Genomic DNA, 16,863 nt, shown 5'->3' on the forward strand with positions numbered 1-16,863 from the left:
CCTGAACCGGAAAGGCCCTTTCTTGCGGAGGGCCTTTTCTTTGCGCAGTACTGATGTCGAGATCGAGGAGCCCGCCGGACTGACCTTGCTGCGCAGAAGCCCTCGGCCCGCTCAAAAAACTGCACCAGCACCCCAAGGACTTCCAAGGCTCAGGCGTCAAAAGGAGCAATGGCAAGACAAAGGGGCCCCGATGCATCGAAGCGACGGCATTTTTTCTCCGCAGACGTGGCGTCCAAGGGCGTGTCAAGATGGCCATGGGCCACCTCTAGGCAGATTCGAGCGTGCTCTGCCGCTTGACAGGGTCTTGGCAGGCATGATCGTCAAAGATAGCTATAAACCATTGTGGCTGCCGGGAACCGTCTCTTCTGGAAACCTGAAATGAATTGCAAATCCTTGGTATTGGCGCTGGGACTATTGGCGCTCGGTTCGGCCACGCAGGTGTGGGCGCAGGATGTACTCGGCCCGCTTGCCGGCGCGGTTGATCAGCAATTGGTGAAGGGCTGGCAGGCCGGGGAAGAAGGCGGCTGGTTCGTCCTGCGCAATGACACGCTGGAAGGCTCCGAGCAGACGCTGGCCATCAATGCGGGCCCGCCACCCACGGATGGGCGGGAAATCACCGTCAACGTCACGCTCAAGTCGCAAATTCCGGAAGCCGCCATCGGCCTGCTCGCCCGCAGCGCCACCAATAATGACATCTGCCTGATGGAGATCACGGCCGAGGCCAAGGGCAATCTGTTCTGCGTTATCGAGGGCGATTTCAAATCCATCGCCTCGGTGCCCAACGCTGCCCGCATGGATGGCAGCGACATCATCACCATGGTCGAAGTGCCCGGTGCCGCGCGCTTCTTCATCAACGACACCCAGATTGGCGATGTCACCTATGCCACAGCGCTCGGCGCCGAGATCGGCGTCATGGCCTATGAACGCGGGACCTTCGGGCTGGCCGATTTCCAGATCAGCGGCCCCCAGCCCGGCGCGGCCAGCAGCGGCGCGGGCCTGCCACCCAAAGGTGGCTCGGGCGGTACGGGCCTGCCACCCAAGGGCGGCACCAGCGCTGGCGGCTCGGGCACCGCGCCCAGCGGCGGCGCCGGCGGCAGCGCGGGCAGCGGCGACAATAAAATGGCCGCCATCATGGGACCGCTTGCCGATGCCATCAATGGCAGCGATGACAAGCAAGGCTGGGAGCTGTTCTTTGAGGATAATTGGCTGGTCCTGGTCAATTCCGCGACGGCCTCAAGCGAGCTGGTCTACAAAATGCCGGTCGGGCCGCTGACCTCGGGCGAACGCGTCACCAGCCTCGATGTCGGCATCCTGCCGCCACAGGGCGAGGACGCGGCGAACTTCAGCAAATCCGCAGCCGGCATCCTGATCGAAAGCAGCGATGGCCGCGCCTCCTGTATTGGCGAAATCACCGCCGCCCGCGACGGGCTGGTACTCTGCTTTGGCGCCGATGGCCAAGGGCGAGAAGTCGGCCGGCTTGCCGGCGCTGCCCAGGGTGGCGGCAAGGACGTGCTGCAATTTGTCGAACGGCCGGGCTTTGGCGAATTCCGGCTCAACGGCCAGGTCATCGCCCAGCTCCAGGACGATCCCGCCCTTGGCGGCGATATCGGGATCCTCGCCTATGAACGCGGCGAATTCTATGTCGGGGGCTTCACCATCTCCTCAGGCGCCGGCACGGCATCGACCGGCACGCCCTCCTCGGGGGGAACGACATCAGTGGGCGCTGGCGTGCCGATGTTCGGCCATGACGAGGCGCGCCTGATCGGGGTCTATCTGGGTCTCACCAACAGTATTTTCATGCATGAATTCGGCCATGCGCTGATCGGGGAATTGCAAATCCCCTCCACTGGCCCGGAAGAAGATTCGGTCGATATCTTCTCGGCGCTCAAGGTGGTCGAGCCAACCATGTATCCCACCGAGGATGAGGGGATCAATGCGATCGGCCGCGAAGTGGCGACCTATTCGGCCCTGCAATGGTATTATAGCGGCATGCTGGCCCAGCAGCAGGGCAGCGGCGAAACCCCCTGGCAGGACGAACACACCCCCGACCTCAAGCGGTTCCGCAACGTGTTCTGCGTGATGTATGGCGGCAATCCGGCGATCTTCACCAGCATGGCCGAACAGATCAAGTTCGACGAGCGTACCCTGGGACGCTGCGAGGAAGAGTTCACCAAGCAGAACCGCGCCTGGCGCACCATCCTGGCGCCGCACACAAGGGTAGATACCTGGTTCCCCGAAGGGCAATTGCCGGCCGATGCGCCCGGCGCCAAGGTCGAAGTAACCTTCGAGCCATCCAACAGCGAGATCGGCACCTTCCTGGCCACGACATTCGGCGACGGGTTGCGCGGCTTTGCCGACAACCTGTCCAAGAACTATGCCCTGCCCCGCCCGATCGCCGTCACCTACAAGGATTGTGGCGAGCTCAATGCCTGGTACGATCCCCGCGAGGGGAGCATCACCATGTGCTACGATCTGATCGAGCACCTGGCCCTCATGATTTCCGATATCGAAATGGGCACCGGCGACACCGGCAGCGCCGCGCAGACCCAGCCCACCAGCACCGCCGGCAATGTCGCCCAAACCAGCACTGCATCGGTCGGCAATGCCACCTCGGCCGACGAATTGGCCGACCTGGGCGTGCCGGTGACCAGCGTACTGTTTCCCGCGCCCTATAAAGGCCCCACCCCTGCCAGCCATAGCAAAGCCCAGATCCTGACCACGCAAGACCTGGCCGCCGCGCTGAACGAGGGCACGCCGATGCTGCTTATCGATACGAGTGGCCTGGCCGAAACCATCCCCGGCGCGCTTTCGGTGACCGATGCCGGCAAGGATGGCAGCCTGACTGATCGGTTCCAGAGCGCCGTCGACGGCTGGCTCAAGGAGGAAACCGCCAGCGACGCCAGGATGCCCGTCATCTTCTTCGGCCGGGACCGGCAGGACCGTTCGTCCTACAATGGCGCCCTGCGCGCCGGCGCCCTGGGCTGGAACGCCTTCTGGTATCGCGGCGGCATCGAGGCCTGGCAATCCAACGGCCTGCCCTTGGCGGCCGTGGAGTAGGCGCCTAGTCCTGCAGCAGGCTGATCAAGGCCGAACGACCCGCGGCGCTACAGATCTCGCCGCCCCTCGCCACCATTCGCCTGCCGGGCGAGGACATGGGCCCATCGGTTCCAAACAAATGGGTCCTGAGCCCGGCGCCCCTGCCGTCTAAGCACTTTTGAACAGCCTGACCGGCTTGCCCGGGCCGCGCTGGATGATGCCTTTGGCTTCCAGATCCAGCTGGACCGCCTTTAGCCACCATCCGGCCTTGGCGCCGCCGGGAAATTCGGTTTCGCACAGATGTGGCAGAACCGCGATATTGGCTTCAGCCACGCTGAGCCCCGGCGCCTGCTCGGGCAGTGCCGCCAATAAAGCATGGCGCATGGCCATGTATTTGGCCTTGTTGACCCGCTCGGTATGATGGGGCGAAGTGATACTTTGAATGAGAATTTTCTCGCTGTCAGGCATCGATCGTTCCTTTGACCGCGATTTGGGGAACCTTGAAGCCCATGGCGATCCACGCCACGAGCAGCTTGCGATAAAAGCCCGCGGTTGCCAGCGCGCCGGATGGCACGTCATCCGGCACGGCGGAGCGATCCGGAGCATCCTGCGTCATGGTGCGTAGCTGCAGTGGTGGCAATTCATCGGGCTGCCACAGATTGCCGTAAAGACTGAGCCAGTGCCCGCCTTTGAATTCCAGAAACAGCGGCGTGTTGCAGCAGGATGCCAGCACCCGCCGCGTCGTCGCGCCGGGCCCGAGGCGGAATTCACGCAGCTTCTCGGCGCCGGTGGAAAAGCTGACCCGATCCTTGCGGTAAACCACATAGCGCGTACCGCCATGCGGGCTCAGAATGGGCTGAGGCAGATCGAGCGCCCCTAGCCTTCTGCCCGCCTCACTGCAACTGGTGCAGTGGCATTCAGTATTGATGATGGGCGTGCCGCGCACCTGGAGGCGCACGGCCCCGCAGGCACACCTCAACTCGGTCGTATTCATGGCAACTAACCCTCCCCCAATCAAACTAGACGGTTTGGTTCTTCAATTAAAACTAGACGGTACAGTTTGATTGTGTCAAGCAGGATTTGACGATTGGAGGGCGGCGATGCCGATAGGCGACAATGAAGACCCTGCCGGCACACGGTCGGAACGCAAGCAGGCGGCCATTATTGGCGCGGCGGCCGAAGTCTTTCTGAGCACGGGCTATGCCGGCGCCAGCATGGACGAAATCGCCAGCCGGTCCGGGGTTTCCAAGCAGACCATCTACAAGCATTTCACCAGCAAGGAGGCGCTGTTCATCGCGGTCATGGGCCAGATGATGGGCGAGGCCGATATCGCGGTGCATCTTGGCCTGCCCAAGGTGGAGGACCGCGCCCAGCTTGAGACCTATCTGCTGGACTACGCCGTCCGCCAGCTCACCATCGTGCTCACGCCCGGCCTGATGCAATTGCGCCGGCTGGTGATTGCCGAGGCCCAGCGCTTCCCCGAGCTGGCCAAGCAGCTCTATGCCCGCGGCCCGGCCAGGGCTCTCGAGGCCATGGGCGCGGCCTTTGAACAATTGGCCGCGAAAAACCTGCTGCAATTCTCCGATGCGCGGATAGCGGCATCCCAATTCAACTGGCTGGTAATGGCCGACCCGGTCAACCGCGTCATGATGCTGGGCGATGCGGCGTTACCGAGCCAGGCAGAAATCCGCCACCACGCCGAAGCGGCAATAGCCACGTTCCTCGCCGCGTTCTTGCACCCGGACCAACGGTGAACCGTCTCAGGCGCGCGTGAGGGAACAGACCGGGCTATTGCTTCACCGTGCAGAAATCGTGTCGCCAATCTCGTGCAGCACCGCTGTCTTTGGCTTTACCTTGGCGAACAAATAGTCCACATCCGCATCGGCGCGGGTCGCAGGACCCACGATCGCCACTTTGGAAGAAAGGCTATTGCCCCCGCCAATGCCGTCGATCTGCAGCGGATGCCCCGAACCCATGATCTCGATGAGGAGGGCATCACGCGGCTGGATCGGCCGGTAGATCGCTGGCGAGAAAGAATGGCCCTTTCGAGGTTCCTCCCCGCATCATCACGCATGGAATTCGTACCAAATCGTCCTGCATGGACGCCCACTCCCTGTTCGCCCCAAGCAAATGCCCGAGCCGATCAGCGATGTGAATTGCGTTGTTTTGGCCGATCGATGCAAAATTCGCATCAATCGTGGATAGGGCCAGCGCTTGGCTCAGCGGCCGGCCAGTCGGAGCGGCGGGCTAAGCGTCAGAAGGCCTTCTTGGCGTCTCGCTCGAAACGGATCTGGCCCCGTGCATCGGCGGCGCCAAACTCGGCCTGACGGCTGCCCTTGAGCCTCCTCGATGTATCGTGGCTAACGGTCTGGTGCTCCGCAAACGACGACCTGTATTCCGCTCTGGCGCAGGCTTTCTTCGTTCTTTTGCTCCCGCGGCATCAGGTCGGTCACGAAGGAGGTGAATTCGGAGAAGGGCGCCACCCGTACGGCGGCGGCACCGGACCACTTGCTGACATCGGCCACGAGATAGCGGGTCCTCGAATTCTGCAGGATCGCGTTGGTGATCTGGGCGTCTTCATAGCTGAAGTCGAGCGCGCCGCTCGTTGGATGCAAACCGCCAGTGCCCACCACTGCATGGGTAGCGTGGAACTTCTCGAAATAGCGAATGGTGTCGGCTCCGACCAAATCCCGGTCATTCGCCCGCCAGACCCCGCCCGCAAGATGCAGCTCGATACCTTCGACGTCGCCAAGGGTCAGAGCGACATCTACATTGTTGGTGACGACGGTAAGACCCGCGTGTCCCCGCAGGGCCTCGGCGGTAAAACGAACCGTCGTGCCGATTCCCATGAATACGGTGGAGCCGTCGGGGATGTCCTGTGCAACGCGGGCGGCAATGAGCCGCTTGGCCGCGCCGTGGAGGCTGGCGCGGGCGTTGATGGAGGTGTTTTGTGGCAAGACGGGCAAGTCAACGCCACCATGCAGCCGCCGGGCCAGACCCAGTTCGCACAGCAGGTTGATATCCCGTCTTATGCTTTGCGTGGTGAGGCCGTACTCCTGCGCCAGCCGGTCGATCTGCTGGGCCCCGCGCGCACCGATGCGCAGCAAGATGTCGTTCTGCCGATCCGAAAGCCGGGGATCGTTCATTTGCCAGGACCTGCAACGGCCTGGCCCGGATGGCGCTGCTCCTCAACGCTGTGCCGATCATGATGCCTCTCCCGCGGCACCGCGGTGCGATTGAACTTCCTCGCGGTCTGAGGCTGGCGGTCGATCATTTGCTAGTTCCCGTGGCACCGGTACTCAGTCGGTGCGGCGCCCCGTTTTCTGGTTGAATGGATGCAGATCCGCTATGCTGACATGGAGGGTGGCCCGGGCGCCTTCGGTGACAGCGGTGCGGGCGGGCACGGCTGCGACAATCAACTGCCCGCTGCCTTCGAGCCGCATATGCAGGTGGCTTTCCCCGCCGATCGGCTCGTAGAGTTCGACAATAGCGCTTAGGACAACATGTGGGCCCTCAGGCGCTGCCAGCTGGATGGTATCGGGACGAATGCCGACAAGGTCGGTGCCCTCGGGCAGCGTGAGCGCACCCTTGTCGCGCAGATAGTCGACATCGATCAGGTTCATCGGCGGCGAACCGATAAAGCCGGCTACGAACAGCGTAGCCGGACGCTCATAGAGCGCAATAGGCGCGCCAACCTGCTCGATGCGGCCTGCATTCATCACCACGAGACGATCCGCCAGGGTCATGGCTTCAAGCTGGTCGTGCGTCACATAGACGCTGGTGGTGGCCAGGTTGCGCTGCAGGCGCTTGATTTCGATCCGCATCTGGCCGCGCAGCTTGGCGTCGAGGTTGGAGAGCGGTTCGTCGAACAGGAAGGCCTTGGGCTGCCGCACGATGGCGCGGCCCATGGCGACGCGCTGGCGCTGCCCGCCCGAAAGCTGGCGGGGACGGCGATCGAGGAACGGCTCGATTTCGAGGATGCGCGCGGCTTCGGTGACGCGGCGGTCGATTTCGTCACGCGGTGTGCCGCGATTCTTGAGCCCGTATTCGAGATTGCCGCGCACCGTCATGTGCGGGTAGAGCGCATAATTCTGGAACACCATGGCGATATCGCGTTCGGCCGGCTCCTTGGCGTTGACCACGATGCCATCAATGGAGATGGTGCCCTCGCTGATCGCCTCGAGGCCGGCGATCATGCGCAGCAGGGTGGACTTCCCGCAGCCGGACGGTCCCACCAGCACGACCAGTTCACCGTCCGGTATCGCCAGGTCGAGGTCGTGGATGGCGGTGACGCCGCCCGCATAGACCTTCTTGACGCCTGAAATGTCGATACTTGCCATTGTGCTTACTTCTCGGTTTCGACCAGGCCCTTGACGAACAGGCGCTGCATCAGGATGACGACGAGGACGGGGGGCAGCATGGCCAGGATCACCGCGGCCATGACGAAGTTCCATTGCGGCTCGGCGTCGGCAGTCGCCGCCAGCCGTTTGATGCCCATGACCACGGTGTAGTAGCGGCTGTCGGTGGTGACGAGCAGCGGCCACAGGTACTGCACCCAGCCATAGATGAAGAGGATGACGAAGAGCGCCGCGATATTGGTCCGGCTGAGCGGCAGCAGGATATCGCGGAAGAACTTCATCGGGCCCGCACCGTCGACGCGCGCCGCCTCCATCAGTTCGTCCGGCACGGTGAGGAAGAACTGGCGGAACAGGAACGTGGCCGTCGCCGAGGCGATCAGCGGAATGATCAGCCCCGGATAGGAATTGAGCATGCCGAGGTCCGCCACCACCTTGAAGGTGGGAACGATGCGAACCTCGACCGGCAGCATCAGCGTGATGAAGATGATCCAGAACGCCAGCATCCGGAACGGGAACTTGAAGAAAACGATGGCATAGGCGGAGAGGATCGAGATGATGATCTTGCCCACCGCGATGGCGATGGCCATCACCAGCGAGTTCAGCAGCATGATCGAGAGCGGCGGCGCGCCGGCAGTCGAGATGCCCTCGTTCAGCATGAAGCTGTAGTTCTCGATCATGTGCGGGCCTGGCAGCAGGGGCACCAGCCCGCGCATGAAGTCGCCGCTGCCATGGGTGGAGGCGACGAAGGCCAGATAGACCGGGAACACGACGATGATGACCCCGATGATCAGCACCAGATGCGTTAGGAAGGCCAGGAATGGTCTGTTTTCAATCATTGCGCCGCTCCCCTAATACTGCACACGCCGCTCGACATAGCGGAACTGGATGGCGGTGAGGGCGATGACGACGATCATCAGCACCACGGACTGGGCGGAGGACGAACCGATATTCTGCCCGAGGAAGCCGTCGGTATAGACCTTGTAGACCAGCGTATTGGTCGCCTGCGCCGGCCCGCCCTGGGTGGTGGCATCGATAATGCCGAACGTGTCGAACATGGCGTAGTTCATGTTGACGATCAGCAGGAAGAACGTGGTCGGCGACAGCAGCGGGAAGACGATGGTCCAGAAGCGCTTGAACGGTCCCGCGCCATCGATAGCCGCCGCTTCGATCAGCGATTGCGGCACCGATTGCAGGCCGGCCACGAAGAACAGGAAATTGTACGAAATCTGCTTCCAGCTGGCGGCGATGATGACGAGGATCATCGCGTCGTTGCCATCCATGCGGTGGTTCCAGTCGACGCCTGCCGCGCGCAGCAGATAGGAGGCGATGCCGATCGTGGGGTTGAACATGAACCACCACAAAATACCCACCACCACCGGCGCCACCGCATAGGGCCACACCAGCAGCGTGGTGTAGAGCCGGTTGGTGCGCAGCACCCGGTTTACCGCGACCGCCAGGATCAGCGACAGCGACATCGATAGCGCGGTGACGCTGAAGGCAAAGATCGCGGTCTTGCCGACCGACGCGAAATAGTTCGGGTCGACGAACAGCCGGCGGTAATTCTCGAACCACACGAACGTCGTCTGAAAGCCCCACGAGTCTGCCAGTTCGAACGATGACTTCACCGCCTGCAAGGCAGGCCAGATGAAGAAGATCAGCGTGACGGCAAGTTGCGGCACGAGCAGCATGTAGGGGAGAATCTTGTTGGGGAAGATGGTTCGCTTGGCCTGCATGCTCCGCCTCCGTCTGCGCCGCGTCGTTGCGCGGCTATGCTGATGCCCCACCCTCGCTGCGAGGGTGGGGCGGGTTTGGCGTCCAGAGGCTTACTGGGCGTTGGCGGCTTCGAAGTCGCGCAAGATCACGTTGCCGCGTTCGACGGCGGCGTCGAGCGCTTCTTGGGCGGTCTTGGTGCCGGCCAGCATGGCTTCGAACTCTTCATCCACCACATTGCGGGCCTGGGTCAGGTTGCCGAAGCGTACGCCCTTGGAATTGGCGGTAGGCGTGCCACGGGTGATCTGCTCGATGGCAATGTCCGAACCGGGGTTCTCGGCGTAGTAGCCCTGTTCCTGGCCCAACTCGTAGGCGGCATTGGTGATCGGCAGGTAGCCGGTGAACTGATGCCAGGCAGCCTGGATTTCGGGCTGGCTGAGATAGGTGTAGAACTGGGCGACGCCCTTGTAGACTTCCGGGTCCTTGCCGTTGAGCGTCCACAGCGTGGCGCCACCGATGATCGAGTTCTTCGGTTCGGCGATCTCGTCGTCGTAATAGGGCAGGGGCGCGAAGCCGACTTCGAATTCCTTGGCATTGGCGATAACGCCGGCGCGGCCTGCCGAAGAATTCATGAAGATGGCGCATTCCTGGGCATAGAACTTGGGGGCAGAGTCTGCGCCGCCACCAGGGCCACCATACTGGAACAGGCCTTCATCGGACCACTTCTTGAGGTTGTCCCAGTGCCTGACCTGCACGGGGCCGTTGAACGTGAATTCGGTGCCGAGGCCGCCGAAGCCGTTTTCAAGCGTGCCGAAAGGCTGGTCATGGATGGCCGAGAGGTTTTCGGTCTGGATCCAGGTGATCCAGGCACTGCTGAGCCCGCACTGGGCAGCGCCCGATTCGACAATCTGCCGGCTCATGGTCTCGAGTTCGGCCCAGGTCTTGGGCGGCGTCTCGCGATCGAGACCGGCTTTTTCGAACACGTCCTTGTTGTAGTACATGATCGGGGTCGATGAATTGAACGGCATCGACAGGATGTTGCCGTCGGTATCGGAATAATAGCCCGTTACCGGCGCGAGGAAGCCCGACGGATCCCACGGCTCGCCATGGTCGGCCATCAGCTGGTACACCGGATAGACGGCGCCCTTGGCGGCCATCATTGTGCCGGTGCCGACTTCGAAAACCTGGACAATGGCTGGTTGCTCGTTGGCGCGGAAGGCGGCGATAGCGGTCGTCAGCGTCTCGGCATAGGTGCCTTTGTAGCTCGGAACGATCTTGAATTCGGACTGGCTCTCGTTGAAGCCGGCCGCGATTTCTTCGAGCTTCTCGCCCAACTGGGCGTCCATGGCATGCCACCAGGCGATCTCGGTCTGAGCCGCAGCCTGGGGCGCATGGGAAAGGGCCGCGATCACGCTCGTCGACAACAGCAGCGCTAGTTTCTTCATGGGGTGGTCCCTCCTGTTATGAGCAAAAAAGCTCCGTCCTCGCATTGCCAGTCGTAGCAATGCAATTTTCATTTGGCAAAGGAGATGTTCAAATGAACACGTAATGGCGCAGTTCATTCGCCGCGCCCACGAGTGGGTCATCCAAGCCATTGATAACGTTGACCCGGCCCTACAAGACCGAGTCCGATTTTATCCTCAAGACTAAGTCGATACGCGCCAGACTTCCGGCGAGACTGAGTCGAATTTCATAAGTCATTGATTTTTCTTGTGACTGTCTGATGACAAAAAACGGGTTTTGTTCGTCATCGGCCGCTCCAGTGCATGTTCTGCCCGAGGGGCCTAAAGAGGCTGGATTGCCTCTCGTCACGCGATCGTATCGTTCGGCGGGCAGGACTCAGTCTTGACCGGAAATCAGCTCGCTCTTGAGCGCGCGGAATAAGTTGCCCCCGCGCCACAAAAGCTGCTCACAACTTTGCGAGCAATTGCTCCCGTTAAGGTTTGCAAGTTATTGCTCGTAATACCCCGCAGCCTGCCGAATCGGGTCCAGGCGCGGCCCGCGTCGCCGTGCATGGAGCTCGCATGAACAGGATTTTGGTTGGTTTGCTCGCCGCTCTTGCCGGTGCGGGTGTTACTTTGCCTGCGATCGCCCAGGACATGGCCAGCCTGGCGGCTACGCCAGTGGTGATCGCGCCGGCTCAATCGGACCTGGCCAGAACCATAAAATCCGGACTCGCCACCACTTATTATGGCGCGCCCAAGAATTCGCTGGCCTATCGCGAGGCGCAAAGGCTCTACTTTTTCTATGGCGCACGCCATTTCGAGCCCATCTGGCTGGCCGAGAAAGCCGACGGCGCCGTTGGCTATTCGGCTGCCGCACAGAAGATCATGAAGCTCTTTGGCGCGGCGGCTAGTGAAGGCTTGCGCCCCTCCGACTATCTGACGCCCGCGCTCGACGTCACCGCGGTCGGGAGTGACCCGGCCAAGCTGGCGGCGCTCGAAACCGCCTTTTCGGCGGCCACCATGCGCTATGCCACGCACATCTATACCGGCCGCATCGAGCCGCTGTCGATCGATGCCAATCTCGATATCCAGCCCAAGCAGCTCGACCAATCGGCGCTGATGCTGGAATTGGCGACGAGCGATGATCCCGCAGCAGTTCTCGCCAAGCTCGAGCCCACCCACCCTGAATTTCTTGCCCTCAAGGCACGGCTGGCGACATTCGACGCGAGCCGGGCCGAGCGGCCGATCACTATCGAAGCGGGCGCAACGCTCAAGCCCGGCATGAGCGATCCGCGCGTGCCGGCACTGCGCCAGCGCCTGGGACTGCCGGCGGTCGATGGCCTGGTCTATGACGAGGCGCTGATTGCCGCGATCAAGACTTTCCAGGCAGGCGCCGGCCTCGAAGACGATGGCGTGATGGGTCCGGCTACGCTCACCGCGCTCAATGGCGGCGTGCCCGTGACGCGTGAGGACATTCTGGCCAATATGGAACGCTGGCGGTGGATGCCCCGGGATCTGGGTCAGTTCAACGTTTTCGTCAACATTCCCGAATATCGCCTCGCCATCAATCGCGATGGTCAGGAGACCTATACCACCCGCGTGGTGGTGGGCAGCACCAAGAACCAGACCCCGGTTTTCTCGGACAATATCCGCCACATCGTGGTCAATCCCTATTGGAACGTGCCCTCCTCGATCATCCGCAACGAGATCGCTCCCAAGACGCGCGGCAATCCAGGCTATATCGCCAGCCAGAACATGGAATTGATCTATCAGGGCAATGTGGTCAGCGCCTATCAGGTCAATTGGGCCGCTGTGGGCGACACTTTCCCCTTCCGCGTGCGGCAGAAGCCGGGCCCGGGCAATTCGCTGGGCCAGATCAAGTTCCTGTTTCCCAACAAGCACGATGTCTATCTGCACGACACCCCCTCCAAGAGCCTGTTCAGCCGCGCCTTCCGCGCCGCCAGCCATGGCTGTGTGCGCGTGCAGAACCCGATGGAATTTGCCGCCGCATTGACCGCCAACGAGCCCAATATCGATCGCGCCTCGCTGGAGGCCATGTTCGGCCCATCCGAGCGTTGGGTAAATCCGGAACAGCAGGTGCCGGTGCACCTGGCCTATTTCACCCTGCGCGTCGGCGCCGATGGCGAACTGCGCTCCTATGCCGACGTCTATGGGCACAATGCCAAGCTGATCAAGGCGTTGGGCCTTGGAGACGCGGCCGCCACGGTGATTGCCGATGCGGCGCCGGCCGACACTACACTCTCCCCCTGAGTGGTGCGGCGGGGTGGCTACAGCCGCCCTCTTAACTCCTGCTTTACAAATTCGCCTTGGTTCAGCCGGTTTTTCCCCGTAATAACACTGCCGTGAAGGGGTCCGGTTGCGGGGCCGTTTGACATCTCGTTAGCGTTAATAAAATCGAGCGATTTTGGCGCTAATGTCGGACGACAACTGGCAATCAACCGGGCAGAGTTTGGCGTGACGGGGACTTACCTTTTGATACGGCACCATATCGCGCGCGCCTTCGTGGCCGCCCTTATGAGCATCACCGTGATCCTGCCGCAGGCTGTCGTTCCGGCGCATGCGGCCACTGAACGCGCGATCTATTTGTACTATACCCATACCAAGGAGACGGCTCGCATCGTCTTCAAGCGCAATGGGCAATATGTGCAGTCTGGCCTCAACGAGCTGAATTATTTCCTGCGCGACTGGCGCCGCAACGAGCCCGCGCGCATGGATCCGCGCCTGTTCGATCTGGTCTGGGAAGTCTATCAGGAAGTGGGCGCCACCCAGCCGATCAATGTGGTCTCGGCCTATCGCTCCCCCAAGACCAATGAAATGCTGCGGGCCACCTCGTCCGGTGTTGCCGAGAATTCCCAGCATACCAAAGGCCATGCCATGGATTTCTTTATTCCGGGCATTCCGCTCTCCAAACTGCGGGCCGTGGCAATGCGCAAGCAGGTCGGCGGCGTTGGCTTCTACCCCACCTCCGGCAGCCCGTTTGTGCACCTTGATACGGGCTCGGTCCGCGCCTGGCCGCGCATGACCCGCGCCCAGCTCAAGGACATCTTCCCCGACGGGCGCACCATGCATGTGCCCACCGATGGCAAGCCGCTGTCGCAGGAAGGCTATCAGATAGCCCTGGCCGAGTGGAACCGATGCCATGCCTATCCGTGCAATGGCAGCAGCAATTCGGGCACGCGCGTCGCCAGCAATAGCGGCAGCGGCCGTACGCTGATGGACATGATCTTTGGCGGCAATGACAGCAAGCCAACCCCCGTCCAGGCCTCGGCGCCCTTGCAGGTGGCCGCTATTGCGCCCCAGCAGGCCGCGACCCCCAGCGCCGCGCCCATGCCCATGATGCGCCCGGCCGATCTGGGCGGTGCACCAGCCGCCGTGGCCGTCGCCGATATCGCGCCGCAACAGGCAGCCCCTGGTGCCATTCCCATTCCGTTCTCGACCCGGGGCAGCGCGCCGCTCGACGCCGCCGAGTTGCTGCCCGATACCACGGCGCCCTTGCCGGTCATGAAGTCGGAAACCCTGCGGGTCGCGACTGCCGCCGCCCTGCCATCTGGCGATGCTGTCACCGCGCTCGCCGCATTTACCGCGCCCGTGCCCCAACCGCGCCTCATCATGTCCGAGCCACCGGAATCGGTCACCGCCTATATGCCGCCCATGCCACAAACGCCCGATTCACAACGGGCGCTCGAAATGATCATCGAACGTGACACGACCGTCACCGCGGCAGTACCGCCCCAGCCGGCCGATCGCCTGCCCATCCTGCCGCCGCTGACCGCCGCAACCGGCGTGCGCACCGCTTCGCTCGGGGATGATCCTGCCACTGCTGCGCTCGCCGGCTTCTTCTCGGGCACCTTTGGCGCTGCCCAGCAGAGCAATAGCGCTCCCGTCGCCGCCGCTCTGGCAGACCATCTGGCCAATCGCACCCCTGTTGGCGGCATGCGCAAGCCCGATCTGGTCGCCCCCGACCTCGAACATGTCGCCGAAATCTTCACCGCGCCCTCCACCATGAGTTCGGACCATTTTGCGGTGATCTTCGATCACGATGAAGCCGATTTCAGCCCTGCCACCGAGATGGGCGAATATATCACCACGCTGCGCGCTGGCGACTTCCCAGCCGTCCCCAGCCACACCAGCTTTGTGGTCACCGCCACCAATTAAAAAGCTCCGGCCAAAGCCTCATTTCGGGCACGATAAGACCCTATCGCTCGCCGCGCTCCCATAAAGCGTGGCGAGCGGGCCATGTTGCAAAGCCTCTGCGGCGGGCCTAAAGAGTTCATATATTGCCGTTTCTGGCGAAGGATTGCCGCTTGGCCGACCGCCCCTCGACACCATTGCTCGACACTGTCCACACCCCCGCCGATCTGCGCGCCTTGCCGCGGACCGAATTGCGCCAGGTGGCCGACGAATTGCGCGCCGAAGTGATCGACGCCGTCTCGGTCACCGGTGGCCATCTGGGCTCGGCGCTGGGCGTGATCGAACTGACCGTGGCGTTGCATGCCGTGTTCGATACCCCGCACGATCGCATCATCTGGGATGTCGGGCATCAGGCCTATCCGCATAAAATCCTGACCGGCCGGCGCGAGCGCATCCGCACGCTCCGCCAGAAGAATGGCCTCTCCGGTTTCACCCGCCGCGCCGAAAGCGAATATGACCCGTTCGGGGCCGGCCATTCCTCGACCTCGATCTCGGCGGGCCTGGGCATGGCCGTCGCCAGCGATCTGCAGGGCGTTCCGCGCAATGTCGTGGCGGTTATCGGCGATGGCGCCATGTCGGCTGGCATGGCCTATGAGGCAATGAACAATGCCGGCGCCATGGACGCGCGGCTGATCGTCGTCCTCAACGACAATGACATGTCGATCGCTCCGCCTACCGGGGCGCTCAGCGCCTATCTGGCGCGACTGGTCTCGGGCCCGGTCTATCGCGGCACCCGCGAAGCCGCCAAGAACCTTGTCAGCAAGCTGCCGCCATTCCTGCACGAACCGGCCCGCCGCACCGAGGAATTCGCGCGTTCCTTCTTCACCGGCGGCACGCTGTTCGAGGAATTGGGCTTCTATTATGTCGGCCCCATTGACGGGCACAATCTGGATCACCTGCTGCCCATCCTCGACAATGTGCGCGAGGCGGCCGAAGGCCCCATCCTGATCCACATCGTCACCAAAAAGGGCAAGGGCTATGCCCCGGCCGAAGATGCCGACGACAAATATCATGGCGTCTCCAAGTTCAACGTGGTCACCGGCGCCCAGGCCAAGGCAGTCTCTAACGCGCCCTCCTACACCAATGTCTTTGCCGAAAGCCTGATCCTGGAAGCTAACGATGATCCGCGCATCGTGGCCATCAATGCCGCCATGCCCTCGGGCACCGGGCTCGATAAATTCGGCGAGGTCCACCCCACCCGCGTGTTTGACGTCGGCATTGCCGAGCAGCACGCCGTTACCTTCGCGGCGGGGCTGGCCAGCGAAGGCATGAAGCCCTTCTGCGCCATCTACTCCACCTTCCTGCAACGTGCCTATGACCAGGTCGTGCATGATGTGGCCATACAGCACCTGCCGGTGCGTTTCGCCATCGACCGCGCCGGTTTTGTCGGCGCCGATGGCCCCACCCATGCCGGCAATTACGACAGCGCCTATCTCGGGGCCATTCCGGGCCTGGTGCATATGGCCGCTGCCGACGAAGCCGAATTACGCCACATGGTGGCTACGGCCGCCGCTTATGAGAATGGGCCCATCGCCTTCCGCTACCCGCGCGGCGAAGGGCTGGGGGTGGACCTGCCCGCACGCGGCCAGGTCCTGCCCATCGGCAAGGGCCGTATCGTGCGGCAAGGCGCCACCATCGCTATTCTGAGCTACGGCACGCGGCTGGGTGAAGTCCTGGCCGCCGCCGACAAGCTGGCAGCCCTAGGGCTCAACCCCACTATTGCCGATGCGCGCTTCCTCAAGCCCCTCGACGAGGAATTGATCGCCCGCCTTGCCGGCACCCACGATGTGCTGCTCACCACCGAAGAAGGCGCCATTGGCGGCTTCGGCAGCCACGTTGCAACCTTCCTGGCCAGCAACGGCCTGCTGGATGGCAAGCTGCGCTTCCGCCCGTTGATGATCCCCGACCGGTTTGATGAACATTCGACGCAGGCTGACATGTATGCGGCCGCAGGGCTCGACCGTGGCGGTATCGTCGCTACTGCGCTCACGACCCTGGGCTATGACAAAGCCGCCATGGCGGCAGCTTTGGGCCAGATCAGCTAGAACTATCCCGGACGGATATTTCCATTCCCGGTGTTACAGTGTTGTGGGACAGACGCC

The 16,863-nt window shown here is 62.5% G+C and carries 12 protein-coding genes and 1 pseudogene; 5 read left to right on the top strand and 8 right to left on the bottom strand.

Features of this window, described 5'->3' with window-relative positions; translation table 11 throughout:
- Window positions 1–378: 378 nt before the first annotated feature.
- Window positions 379–3,057, top strand: coding sequence for a DUF4344 domain-containing metallopeptidase (locus FF80_RS06145; protein WP_200877170.1), 2,679 nt, complete (start codon window positions 379–381; stop codon window positions 3,055–3,057).
- A 147-nt stretch (window positions 3,058–3,204) separates the two neighbouring features.
- On the opposite strand, the gene FF80_RS06150 is transcribed toward FF80_RS06145, so the two are convergent.
- Both FF80_RS06150 and FF80_RS06155 read right to left on the bottom strand, forming a co-directional pair.
- Window positions 3,205–3,504, bottom strand: a complete 300-nt coding sequence (locus tag FF80_RS06150) for a hypothetical protein (protein ID WP_035098625.1) — start codon at window positions 3,502–3,504, stop codon at window positions 3,205–3,207.
- Window positions 3,497–4,030: a DUF6151 family protein gene (locus FF80_RS06155; protein WP_035098627.1), complete on the bottom strand. Its 534-nt coding sequence runs from the start codon at window positions 4,028–4,030 to the stop codon at window positions 3,497–3,499. The genes FF80_RS06150 and FF80_RS06155 overlap by 8 nt, the downstream gene beginning before the upstream one ends.
- 106 nt (window positions 4,031–4,136) lie before the next feature.
- Here FF80_RS06155 and FF80_RS06160 point away from each other — a divergent pair, with 106 nt between their 5' ends.
- The gene (locus FF80_RS06160; RefSeq protein ID WP_035098631.1) at window positions 4,137–4,790 is read left to right on the top strand and encodes a TetR/AcrR family transcriptional regulator; all 654 of its coding nucleotides are present in this window, start codon (window positions 4,137–4,139) and stop codon (window positions 4,788–4,790) included.
- Window positions 4,791–4,883: 93 nt separating this feature from the next.
- Here FF80_RS06160 and FF80_RS21305 read toward each other — a convergent pair.
- The 6 genes and pseudogenes from FF80_RS21305 to ugpB form a co-directional block, all read right to left on the bottom strand.
- Window positions 4,884–5,136, bottom strand: a pseudogene (locus FF80_RS21305) (PrpF domain-containing protein); the annotation flags it as partial.
- 260 nt (window positions 5,137–5,396) lie between these two features.
- On the bottom strand, window positions 5,397–6,182 hold the full coding sequence (locus FF80_RS06170; protein WP_035098635.1) for a DeoR/GlpR family DNA-binding transcription regulator: 786 nt from the start codon (window positions 6,180–6,182) through the stop codon (window positions 5,397–5,399).
- A 153-nt stretch (window positions 6,183–6,335) separates the two neighbouring features.
- Window positions 6,336–7,376 carry a sn-glycerol-3-phosphate import ATP-binding protein UgpC gene (locus FF80_RS06175; protein ID WP_035098636.1) on the bottom strand — a complete coding sequence of 347 codons (1,041 nt, stop codon included), beginning with the start codon at window positions 7,374–7,376 and terminating at the stop codon, window positions 6,336–6,338.
- Between the two features lie 5 nt (window positions 7,377–7,381).
- The gene (ugpE, locus tag FF80_RS06180; RefSeq protein WP_035098639.1) at window positions 7,382–8,230 is read right to left on the bottom strand and encodes a sn-glycerol-3-phosphate ABC transporter permease UgpE; all 849 of its coding nucleotides are present in this window, start codon (window positions 8,228–8,230) and stop codon (window positions 7,382–7,384) included.
- Between the two features lie 12 nt (window positions 8,231–8,242).
- Window positions 8,243–9,127: a sn-glycerol-3-phosphate ABC transporter permease UgpA gene (ugpA, locus tag FF80_RS06185; RefSeq protein ID WP_035098641.1), complete on the bottom strand. Its 885-nt coding sequence runs from the start codon at window positions 9,125–9,127 to the stop codon at window positions 8,243–8,245.
- Between the two features lie 90 nt (window positions 9,128–9,217).
- Window positions 9,218–10,549, bottom strand: a complete 1,332-nt coding sequence (gene ugpB / locus FF80_RS06190) for a sn-glycerol-3-phosphate ABC transporter substrate-binding protein UgpB (RefSeq protein WP_035098643.1) — start codon at window positions 10,547–10,549, stop codon at window positions 9,218–9,220.
- Between the two features lie 579 nt (window positions 10,550–11,128).
- Between ugpB and FF80_RS06195 the strand changes: the two genes are divergently transcribed.
- The 3 genes from FF80_RS06195 (at window position 11,129) to dxs (ending at window position 16,806) form a co-directional block, all read left to right on the top strand.
- The gene (locus tag FF80_RS06195) at window positions 11,129–12,820 is read left to right on the top strand and encodes a L,D-transpeptidase family protein (protein WP_052153250.1); all 1,692 of its coding nucleotides are present in this window, start codon (window positions 11,129–11,131) and stop codon (window positions 12,818–12,820) included.
- Window positions 12,821–13,024: 204 nt separating this feature from the next.
- Window positions 13,025–14,725, top strand: a complete 1,701-nt coding sequence (locus FF80_RS20855) for a DUF882 domain-containing protein (protein ID WP_244445723.1) — start codon at window positions 13,025–13,027, stop codon at window positions 14,723–14,725.
- A 149-nt stretch (window positions 14,726–14,874) separates the two neighbouring features.
- Window positions 14,875–16,806 carry a 1-deoxy-D-xylulose-5-phosphate synthase gene (dxs, locus tag FF80_RS06205; protein ID WP_035098645.1) on the top strand — a complete coding sequence of 644 codons (1,932 nt, stop codon included), beginning with the start codon at window positions 14,875–14,877 and terminating at the stop codon, window positions 16,804–16,806.
- Window positions 16,807–16,863 lie beyond the last annotated feature (57 nt).

This window comes from Devosia sp. LC5 (genome assembly GCF_000735585.1).
Classification (GTDB): Bacteria; Pseudomonadota; Alphaproteobacteria; order Rhizobiales; family Devosiaceae; genus Devosia.

Coding starts and splice junctions, on each gene's coding strand:
- FF80_RS06175 (WP_035098636.1), bottom strand. CDS start 7,376: ATGGCAAGTATCGACATTTCAGGCGTCAAGAAGGTCTATGCGGGCGGC.
- FF80_RS06145 (WP_200877170.1), top strand. CDS start 379: ATGAATTGCAAATCCTTGGTATTGGCGCTGGGACTATTGGCGCTCGGT.
- FF80_RS06150 (WP_035098625.1), bottom strand. CDS start 3,504: ATGCCTGACAGCGAGAAAATTCTCATTCAAAGTATCACTTCGCCCCAT.
- ugpB (WP_035098643.1), bottom strand. CDS start 10,549: ATGAAGAAACTAGCGCTGCTGTTGTCGACGAGCGTGATCGCGGCCCTT.
- ugpA (WP_035098641.1), bottom strand. CDS start 9,127: ATGCAGGCCAAGCGAACCATCTTCCCCAACAAGATTCTCCCCTACATG.
- FF80_RS06195 (WP_052153250.1), top strand. CDS start 11,129: ATGAACAGGATTTTGGTTGGTTTGCTCGCCGCTCTTGCCGGTGCGGGT.
- FF80_RS06160 (WP_035098631.1), top strand. CDS start 4,137: ATGCCGATAGGCGACAATGAAGACCCTGCCGGCACACGGTCGGAACGC.
- FF80_RS06155 (WP_035098627.1), bottom strand. CDS start 4,030: ATGAATACGACCGAGTTGAGGTGTGCCTGCGGGGCCGTGCGCCTCCAG.
- FF80_RS06170 (WP_035098635.1), bottom strand. CDS start 6,182: ATGAACGATCCCCGGCTTTCGGATCGGCAGAACGACATCTTGCTGCGC.
- ugpE (WP_035098639.1), bottom strand. CDS start 8,230: ATGATTGAAAACAGACCATTCCTGGCCTTCCTAACGCATCTGGTGCTG.